Below are 8,980 nucleotides of genomic sequence, written 5' to 3'. Positions count from 1 at the left end.
ACCAGTGCGGCACCCGGGTGTCGAACTCGGCCACCTCGCCCGCGCCGAGCACCAGGTCGTGCTCGCCCAGGATGAGGCGCATCCGCCCGGACAGGACGTAGAGCCACTCATGGCCCTCGTGCGCCTTGGGCTGTGGCTCGGTCTTGCTCGGCGGGACGACGATCTTCCACGCCTGCAGGCCGCCGGGCTGGCGGGTCAGCGGCAGGACGGTGCGGCCGTGGACCCGTCTCGGCTTGAGCCGGATCCGTGGGTCGCCCACCTCCGGCGCTCCCACCAGGTCGTCCAGGGGCACCCGGTAGGCCTGCGCGAGCGGGAGCAGCAGCTCCAGGCTGGCGCGCCGCTGGCCGGTCTCCAGCCGCGACAGGGTGCTCTTGGAGATGCCGGTCGCCTCCGCCAGAGCCGTCAGGGTCACCCCGCGCTGGGTGCGCAGCTGCTTCAACCGCGCGCCGACCCGGTCGAGGGCGGCCGCGATCGCCGCGCTGGGGTCGGAGCCGGCCGCCATCGCTGCTGTGGGGTCGGGGCCGGCCGCTGTCGTGTCGGGCACCGGCTCATTCCACCTCCGATTCCCAGAAATAGCAACGATAGTTGTCAGACCGGGAACCGCTGCCGCAGTCTCGGGAACATGAGCGAATACGACGTAGTGATCATCGGCGGCGGAGCCGCCGGACTGTCAGCGGCGCTGGTGCTGGCCCGGGCCCGTCGCCGGGTGCTCGTGGTCGACGGCGGCGCGCCCCGCAACGCCCCCGCCGCGCACCTGCACGGGTACCTCTCCCGGGACGGCCTGCCGCCCGGCGAGCTGCTGGCCGCCGGGCGGAACGAGGTGCGGAGCTATGGCGCCACGATCTGTGACGGCGTGGTCCGGGAGCTGGTCCGGTGCTCCCGGTCCGGGTTCGCGGTGCTGCTGTCCGACGGCCGGCGGGTGTCGGCGCGGCGGCTGCTGGTGGCGACGGGGCTGCGCGACGAGTTGCCGGACATCCCGGGGCTGCGCGAGCGCTGGGGTCGCGACGTGCTGCACTGCCCGTACTGCCATGGCTACGAGGTGCGCGATCAGCAGCTCGGCGTCCTCGGTGGCGGGCCGGAGGCCGTCCGCTACGTCCAGCTCGTGCGGCAGTGGGCGCAGGACGTGGTGTTCTTCGCCCCGGCCGGAACCCTGACCAACGCCGAGCGGTCCCAGCTGGTGGCCAGGGCCATCGGGATCGTCGAAGGCGGCGTCCAGCAGGTCCTGATCCGCGACGACCGGTTGTGCGGTGTGGAGCTGGACGACGGCCGGATCATCCGGCGGGACGCCCTGTTCGTGCCGCCGCGGTTCGTGCCGAACAACGATCTCCTGGCCGGTCTCGGCTGCGCGGTCGACGAGAACGGCTGGGTGGCCACCGGCGCCCACGGCCAGGCCAGCGTCCCCGGGGTGTGGGTGGCAGGCAACGTCGCCAATCCGCGCGCCCAGCTCATCACCGCCGCCGGCGAGGGCTCCGCTGCCGCCATGGCCATCAACGCCGACCTGGTCGAGGAGGACGTCCGGGACGCCGTCCGCGACTTCAACCAGGGCTTCGTGGCCTGACGGCCCCGGGTCTTGTCCCGTCCCCACATCCCGAAGGAGCTCCCCATGTCCGAACCCACGGCCCCGCGGATCGCGCCGCCCAGCAAGCACCAGCTGGCGCTGATGATCTGGATCTGCGTCTTCCCGACCCTGACCGCCCTCAACCTGGCGCTGGACGGCTGGCTGTCGACGATGTCGGCGGTCCTGCGCACCTTCGTCCTGGCCACCATCGCGGTGCCGATCGTCATCTATGGCCTGATGCCGCACCTGCACCGGTTGCGCGCAAGGGTGCTGAGCCGGTCCGCTCGCAGCTGATGCACGGAAAACGACAGAGCCCCCGGCCCGCGGCTGCGCGGGTCAGGGGCTCGATCGCGTGGGGTGAGCGACGGGACTCGAACCCGCGACATCCGCGACCACAACGCGGCGCTCTACCAGCTGAGCTACGCCCACCATCGCTGTGCCGGGCGCGGCGGCGTCCGGCACAGCCCGATCAGTCTAGCGGCTGGCCGCCCTTCGGCACGACCGGGTCGGACCCGTCCCCGGCGTCGGCCGCATGCCCAGAACCGGGTGGGGTGGCGGCCTCGGGCACGGCGTCGCCGACCGCGCTGGCAGCCCCGGCCGCCAGGCTGGGACCGGCGGCCGAGCCTGCCCCAGCCGCGGCGCCCAGCGTGGCAGCGGCTGCGGCGATGGTGGTCTCCCCGCCGGTCTCGACACCTGCCAGCGCCGCGCCTGCGGCTGCGGCATCGGCCGCCGGCCCGGCGCCGACTCCGGCACCGAGGACGGCCGCGGCTGCGGTAGCGACCTCCTCGCTCGTCGGCCCGGGCGGCGGCACGAAGATCGTCGCCCGGTAGTAACGCAGCTCCTGGACGCTCTCGTGGATGTCGGCCAGCGCCCGGTGCGCCAGGCCCTTGGCGGGCTGGCCGAAGTACACCCGGCGGTACCAGCGCCTGGCGAGCTCCTTGATCGAGGAGACGTCGATCATCCGGTAGTGCAGGTAGGCATCGAGCTCGGGCATGTCCCGGATGATGAAGCCGCGGTCGGTGGCGATCGAGTTGCCGCACAGCGGCGCGGTCCGGGGCTCGGGGACGAACCGTTTGACGTAGTCGAGCACCTGCTGCTCGGCCTGGCCGAGGGTCACCGTGGAGTTGCGGACCAACTCGGTGAGCCCGGAGGTCTCATGCATCTGCTGGACGAACGGGACCATCGTCTCCAGCACGTCGTCGGCACATCCGATGACGATGTCGAGGCCGTCATCGAGCACGTTCAGCTCGGAGTCGGTCACCAGCACCGCGATCTCGATCAGCGCGTCCCGGCTGAGCTCCAGCCCGGTCATCTCGCAGTCGATCCAGACCAGCTTGTCGTCTTTGGCTTCTCTTTCGGTCACGACGCCGAAGCGTAGAGCAGAATCGGGCATCGCGAGCGGCCAGCGAGGCAGCGCGACCAGGAGGTGCAGGCGGATGAGCCGGAAGCTGTTGACCGCAGAGGAGCTGCAGGACGGCTTGCGCGGGCTGGACCCCGGCTGGTCGCAGGCTGGAAACGCCCTGGTCCGGACGGTCGAATTCGACTCGTTCCTGACCGCCGTGCGCTTCATCGGCGAGCTGGCTCCGGTCGCCGAACGGCTGGATCACCACCCGGATCTGCGGCTGTCCTGGCGGACGGTGGAGGTGAGCCTGTCGACGCATTCCGCGGGCGGTCTCACCGAATTGGACCTGCGGCTGGCCCGCGAGCTGGATGCGATCATCGATCAACTGAGGTAAAAGCACGCATCGTTATCGCTTACCTTGCATTCATTCTCTTCTTCAACGGGCCTATACGATGGCCAGAATGGGCATTTCGCTTTACGTGTTGACGATGCTCTATACCTTCTATCAATTGCTGACTTCACAGGCTTCCAGCAGGTACGAGAAGTTGCGGGCGAAGGTAGAGCTCAATAGGACGCCTGGGGCGGTTTCTCCACTCGACTGACCGGGAGCTGACCCTTCGGGAACGCCGCGACCCGGAGCGCGGTCAGGTATGCGCCCTCGGCAGGGTTCGAACCTGCGACAGCCCGCTTAGAAGGCGGGAGCTCTATCCGCTGAGCTACGAGGGCTTGCGCAGCCATGCTAGCGGCAGGCGCCCTTCATCGAACCGGTCCGATCAGCCCATCCTTGGCCGCTGCCGGGTGGTTGGGATCCTGCCAGATTTGGCAGAAATAGCGCCGACCGCTGGGATCCTGCCACTTCGGGGAGCATGATCAGCGGATGGCTTTGCGAAAGATCGTCGTGCTGATCTATCCGGGCATGCACCCGTTCGAGTTCGGGGTGACGTGCGAGGCGTTCGGGATGGACCGCTCCGACGACGGGCTGCCGGTCTATGACTTCGTCGTGGCATCGGAGACCGAGCAGCCGGTGCCGACCTTGAACGGCTTCACCATCACGACCGGTCACCGCTTCGACGAGGCCCTCGATGCCGACCTGGTGATCGTGTCCGCCGGCGCCAGGGGCGGAACCCCCGCCGCGGTTCCTGCCACGCTGGCCGCGGCCCATGCCAACGGAGCGGCAGTCATGGGCCTGTGCAGCGGCGCCTTCCCGCTCGGCGAGGCCGGCCTGCTGGACGGCCGCCGGTGCACCACGCACTGGCGCGATGCCGCGGCGCTCGCCGCCCGCTTCCCCGCTGCCGAGGTCGACCCGAACGCCCTCTACGTCCTTGACGGGCGGGTCTACACCTCGGCGGGCACCGCGGCCGGCTTGGATCTGTGCCTGCACATCATGCGCGCCGAGCACGGCGCCGAGGCGGCCAACGTGGTGGCCCGCCGGATGGTGATGCCCGCGCACCGAGCCGGCGGCCAGGCGCAGTACATCGAGGCGCCGCTGCCGCCGGCCGGCTCCGACGGGTTATCCGAGCTGATGGACGAGCTGCTCGCCGAACTGCCCGCCGGGCACACCGTCAACTCCATGGCGGCCCGGGTCAACATGAGCCCGCGAACCTTCGCGCGCCGCTTCGCCGAGGCCACCGGCACCACTCCGCACGCGTGGCTGCTGCGCCAGCGGGTGCTGCTTGCCCGGCGCCAGCTCGAAGCCGGCCATGAGCCGATCGAGCTGATCGCGCGCCGGTCCGGCTTCGGAACCGCCGCGCTGCTGCGCCATCACTTCCAGCGCCACACCGGGGTCGCGCCGACTGCCTACCGCAGATCGTTCTCCGCGGCCGGTCCGCCGGTCTGAGCGGGCTGTCCTTCAGCGGCGGTCCTTTCGGCGGCGGTCTTTCGGCGGCGGTCCTTTCGGCGGCGGTCTTTCGGCGGTTCCCGCTTTCCCTTGTTCGCCGTCCACAGCGCGCGGCGGTATCCACATTCGGCCTCGGGGCCCGCCGGCGAGCCGACCTGCGCGATTGAGTGAGACCGACCCGAACGGGGCGCCGGGCTTGGCCCGGATCTATCAGAGGGAGCTCACCGTGTACGGAACCAACATCACCATCGTCGGCAATGTGGTCGACGAGGTCGCCAACCGGCCCACCGCCTCCGGCCTGTCCCGGGTGGCCTTCCGGGTGGCCAGCACCCAGCGCCGCAAGGACCGCGACACCGGCCAGTGGGTGGACGGCCACAAGTTCTTCGTCAACGTGGTCTTCTGGCGCGAGTTCGCCGAGAACGTCGCCGCCTCGCTGAAGAAGGGGGATCCGGTGGTGGTGAGCGGCCGGATCTTCTCCCGGCAGTATGTCAAGGACGAGGCGAACCACATCGCCTACGAGATCGAGCCGGAGTCCATCGGGCATGACCTGGCCCGGGGCACCGCGGAGTTCAAGAAGCGCAAGAACGGCTTCTCCGGATCGGTCGAGCTCGATGCCGACGGCATGCCCATCCGGGCGGAGGACCAGGGGTACGAGCTCATCGACGGCCTCGATTCGGTGGAGGACGAGCAGGCCCCCTCCCCGGAGCTGGCGGCCATCGGCTGACCTCGCGGCCCGCCGGCGCCCACCCTCGCCGTGGCCGAACTCGGCGCGGGCCGCATCCCGGCCGACCGGCGGTGGGGGTGGACGTCAGCGGTTTTGGTGGATGGGACACTGGAGCCAACCGAACGGCTCGACTCGACAGCGGCAGGGACAACCAGTGGCTCAGTACATCTACTCCATGCACAAGGTGCGCAAGGCACACGGCGACAAGGTCATCCTCGACGATGTCACCCTCGCCTTCCTGCCCGGCGCCAAGATCGGCGTGGTAGGCCCGAACGGCGCGGGCAAGTCCACTGTCCTCAGGATCATGGCCGGCCTGGACCAGGCGTCCAACGGCGACGCCGTGATCGCTCCCGGCGCCTCGGTGGGCCTGCTGCAGCAGGAGCCGCCGCTGGATGAGACCAAGACGGTCCGGGAGAACGTCGAAGCCGCGGTGGCCGAGATGCGCGGCTACCTCGCGCGCTTCGAAGAGGTCTCCGCAGCGATGGGCGAGCCCGACGCCGACTTCGACTCGCTGCTCGCCGAGCAGGGCGAGCTGATGGAGAAGATCGAGCACGGCGAGGGCTGGGAGCTCGACTCCCGGATCGAACAGGCGATGGACGCGCTGCGCTGCCCGCCCGGTGAGGAGGAGGTCACCCACCTGTCCGGAGGCGAACGTCGCCGGGTAGCGCTGTGCAAGCTGCTGCTGGAGCAGCCCGACCTGCTGTTGCTCGACGAGCCCACCAACCACCTCGACGCCGAGAGCGTGCAGTGGCTGGAGCAGCACCTGGCCAAATACCCGGGCACCATCCTGGCCGTCACCCACGACCGGTACTTCCTGGACAACGTCGCCCAATGGATCCTGGAGCTCGACCGCGGCCGGGCGCATCCCTACGAGGGCAACTACTCCACCTACCTGGAGAAGAAGTCCGAACGGCTCAAGATCGAGGGCAAGAAGGACGCCAAGCTGCAGCGACGGCTCACCGAGGAGCTGGAGTGGGTGCGCCAGAACGCCAAGGGCCGGCAGGCCAAGTCCAAGGCCCGCCTGCAGCGCTATGAGGAGATGGCCGCCGAGGCGGAGAAGACTCGCAAGCTCGACTTCGAGGAGATCCAGATCCCGCCGGGTCCCCGGCTGGGCAACGTGGTGGTCGAGGTGAGCAACCTCGACAAGGGCTTCGACGGCCGGGTGCTGGTCAAGGACCTGTCGTTCTCGCTGCCTCGCGGTGGCATCGTCGGGGTGATCGGCCCGAACGGCGTCGGCAAGACCACCCTGTTCAAGACGATCGTCGGGTTGGAGAAGCCCGACTCCGGCGAGGTCCGGGTCGGCGAGACGGTCAAGGTCAGCTATGTCGACCAGAACCGGGGCGGGATCGAGGCGACCAAGAACGTCTGGCAGGTGGTCTCCGACGGCCTGGACTACATCAAGGTCGGCCAGGTCGAGATGCCCAGCCGCGCCTATGTCTCGGCATTCGGCTTCAAGGGTCCCGATCAGCAGAAGCCGGCCGGGGTGCTGTCCGGCGGTGAGCGCAACCGGCTGAACCTGGCGCTGACCCTGAAGGAGGGCGGCAACCTGCTGCTGCTCGACGAGCCCACCAACGACCTCGACGTGGAGACGCTCGGGTCGCTGGAGAACGCGTTGCTGGAGTTCCCGGGCTGCGCCGTCGTGATCAGCCACGACCGGTGGTTCCTGGACCGGATCACCACCCACATCCTGGCGTGGGAGGGCAACGACTCCAACCCGGCCCAGTGGTACTGGTTCGAGGGCAACTTCGAGTCCTATGAGAAGAACAAGGTGGAGCGGTTGGGCGCTGATGCCGCGCGGCCGCACGCCGTCACCTATCGCAAGCTGACTCGCGACTGAGCCGGCGATGAGCGAGCGACGGTAGGGGCGCTGCATCCGGTGGCACGCTTCATTGCTCGCTGCGCGATGCGGTGGTCGGACATGGACGCCTACGGCCATGTCAACAACACCGCCTACCTGGCCTACCTCGAGCAGGCCCGGGTGTCGATGTTCTTCGACCGCTACGACTCCTCCTTCGCCGGCGGCACCCTGGTCACCCATCACGAGATCACCTACCTGCGCCCGGTGGTCTACCACCCTGAGCCGTTGCGGTTGGAGCTGTGGGTGGAGCGGATCCGGGGCGCGTCCTTCGATGTCCGCTATGACGTCTACGACGGGCAGACCCTGGCTGCCAAGGCGGTCACCACGCTGGTGACCTTCGACTTCACCACCGATCGGCCGCGCCGGCTGACGGCGGATGAGAAGGCCATCCTGAACAGCTACCTCGACGAGCCGGCTGATCAGGGGACTGCTGCTCAGGGCCCGGCGGCGGGCCGGGGCGAGGCGACCGCTGCTCAGGGCCAGGCGGCCGGCCCGGTGGGACAGGAGTGACCCGGTGCTGAGCACCCTGGCCTCGCCCACCCACCTGGCCGACTTCGTGCCGCTGGCCCAGCGCGCGGTCTCCATTGACGCGGCCTCGATGATCCGGTTCCGGGCCGCGGAGCAGCGGATCGCGGGCTTCGTCCGGCTGCCCTATGACGTGCTGGCCGGCAGGACGCTGGCCACTGACACGGCCGAATCGGAGCCGGCCGCGTCCTTCGACATCACCGTCGCCGCGGCGGACTTCCTGCGGTGGGTGGACGGGTCCGGTCCTGCGCCGGCCGGCAAGGACGCGCACTGGCTGAGCGCGTTGCCACCCCGGCGGGGCTGGCGGCGGATCGAGGTGGTGCCGGACCGGGTGATCCGCGACCTGGTGCGTTCCGGGGCCGAACTCGCGGCCGGGGCCACCAGCCGGCAGAGCCAGGAGTCGCTACTGGCCTCGGTGGTGCTGACCGCCACCGGGGACGGCTCGGCGGATCCGGTCCAGATCCGGCTGGGGGCGCTGACCGCCCTCACCAGGATGGGGTTCCTCCCCCGGGACTCCCAGGTGGGCATCGATGCCGGTCCGGGCTGGGTCCGGCTCGCCGCCGCGTACGGCTCCACCTACGTCACCGACGGCAACCCCCTCGGCCTGCTGTCGCTGTAGCGGCCGCCGCGAGCGGTAACCGGCGCCCGCAGGGCTGTCGGTGTCGCCGGCGCCGCGAACGGTAGCCGGCACCCCGCGGGGCTGTCGCTGGAGCGGCCGCCGCCGAGCGCCCCGTGTCGAGCCATGCGACGATGGCCGTGGACTAGTACTGTCCGCTTCACAGTCATCCGCGCCGGTTCTTCACGTGCGCCCGGTTCCACCTACTACCCCACGGGACGGATCATCATGCGCACATTCCTGTCGAGCGCCCTCGCTGCCTGCGCCGCGATGCTGGTGCTGGCGCCCGCCACCACCGCGAACGCCGGGCCGGCGCCCCGCCTCAAGATCGCGCACAGCACCAGCGCGTTCTACCAGTACGACGGGAGCGTCTCCGGCACCGGTCCGGCGTTCGACGCCGTGCGAGTGAGCACCCAACTGCGCGGCTGCCCGGCAGGTGACTACGTGCTCTTCATGGACCTCGTCCAGGACGGCGTCAGCTACCCGGTGGCGTCCACGGCTCTCGGCGTCGGCGAGTTCA

General features: G+C 70.0%; 10 protein-coding genes, 2 tRNA genes and 1 pseudogene. 9 read left to right on the top strand and 4 right to left on the bottom strand.

Annotated elements, in window-relative coordinates; genetic code table 11:
• On the bottom strand, positions 1-502 hold a 502-nt coding region (locus VF612_RS09985), incomplete at its 3' end, for a helix-turn-helix domain-containing protein (RefSeq protein WP_408659702.1).
• Between the two features lie 120 nt (positions 503-622).
• On the opposite strand from VF612_RS09985, the gene VF612_RS09980 reads away from it, so the two are divergent.
• On the top strand, positions 623-1,558 hold the full coding sequence (locus VF612_RS09980) for an NAD(P)/FAD-dependent oxidoreductase (RefSeq protein WP_408659701.1): 936 nt from the start codon (positions 623-625) through the stop codon (positions 1,556-1,558).
• A gap of 45 nt (positions 1,559-1,603) precedes the next feature.
• Positions 1,604-1,852, top strand: a complete 249-nt coding sequence (locus tag VF612_RS09975) for a hypothetical protein (RefSeq protein WP_408659700.1) — start codon at positions 1,604-1,606, stop codon at positions 1,850-1,852.
• Between the two features lie 59 nt (positions 1,853-1,911).
• Here VF612_RS09975 and VF612_RS09970 read toward each other — a convergent pair.
• Positions 1,912-1,987, bottom strand: a tRNA-His gene (locus VF612_RS09970).
• A gap of 250 nt (positions 1,988-2,237) precedes the next feature.
• A pseudogene (gene orn, locus VF612_RS09965) lies at positions 2,238-2,951 on the bottom strand (oligoribonuclease); the annotation flags it as partial.
• 43 nt (positions 2,952-2,994) lie between these two features.
• On the opposite strand from orn, the gene VF612_RS09960 reads away from it, so the two are divergent.
• The gene (locus VF612_RS09960; protein ID WP_408659699.1) at positions 2,995-3,294 is read left to right on the top strand and encodes a 4a-hydroxytetrahydrobiopterin dehydratase; all 300 of its coding nucleotides are present in this window, start codon (positions 2,995-2,997) and stop codon (positions 3,292-3,294) included.
• 259 nt (positions 3,295-3,553) lie between these two features.
• Here VF612_RS09960 and VF612_RS09955 read toward each other — a convergent pair.
• A tRNA-Arg gene (locus tag VF612_RS09955) sits at positions 3,554-3,626 on the bottom strand.
• A 151-nt stretch (positions 3,627-3,777) separates the two neighbouring features.
• Here VF612_RS09955 and VF612_RS09950 point away from each other — a divergent pair.
• The 6 genes from VF612_RS09950 to VF612_RS09925 form a co-directional block, all read left to right on the top strand.
• Positions 3,778-4,737, top strand: a complete 960-nt coding sequence (locus VF612_RS09950; RefSeq protein ID WP_408659698.1) for a GlxA family transcriptional regulator — start codon at positions 3,778-3,780, stop codon at positions 4,735-4,737.
• A gap of 226 nt (positions 4,738-4,963) precedes the next feature.
• Entirely contained in the window at positions 4,964-5,461 is a 498-nt protein-coding gene (gene ssb, locus VF612_RS09945; RefSeq protein WP_408659697.1) for a single-stranded DNA-binding protein, read from the top strand.
• A 154-nt stretch (positions 5,462-5,615) separates the two neighbouring features.
• Positions 5,616-7,298, top strand: coding sequence for an energy-dependent translational throttle protein EttA (ettA, locus tag VF612_RS09940; RefSeq protein WP_408659696.1), 1,683 nt, complete (start codon positions 5,616-5,618; stop codon positions 7,296-7,298).
• Positions 7,299-7,337: 39 nt separating this feature from the next.
• Positions 7,338-7,829, top strand: coding sequence for an acyl-CoA thioesterase (locus VF612_RS09935; protein WP_408659695.1), 492 nt, complete (start codon positions 7,338-7,340; stop codon positions 7,827-7,829).
• Positions 7,830-7,833: 4 nt separating this feature from the next.
• Positions 7,834-8,463, top strand: a complete 630-nt coding sequence (locus VF612_RS09930) for a hypothetical protein (protein WP_408659694.1) — start codon at positions 7,834-7,836, stop codon at positions 8,461-8,463.
• Between the two features lie 225 nt (positions 8,464-8,688).
• The coding region (locus VF612_RS09925) for a hypothetical protein (protein ID WP_408659693.1) at positions 8,689-8,980 on the top strand (292 nt) is incomplete at its 3' end.

This window comes from Jatrophihabitans sp. (assembly GCF_036388195.1).
GTDB lineage: Bacteria > Actinomycetota > Actinomycetes > Mycobacteriales > Jatrophihabitantaceae > Jatrophihabitans_A.
Note: the sequence above shows the minus strand (reverse complement) of the source record. Positions and strands in the feature narration are given on the sequence as shown.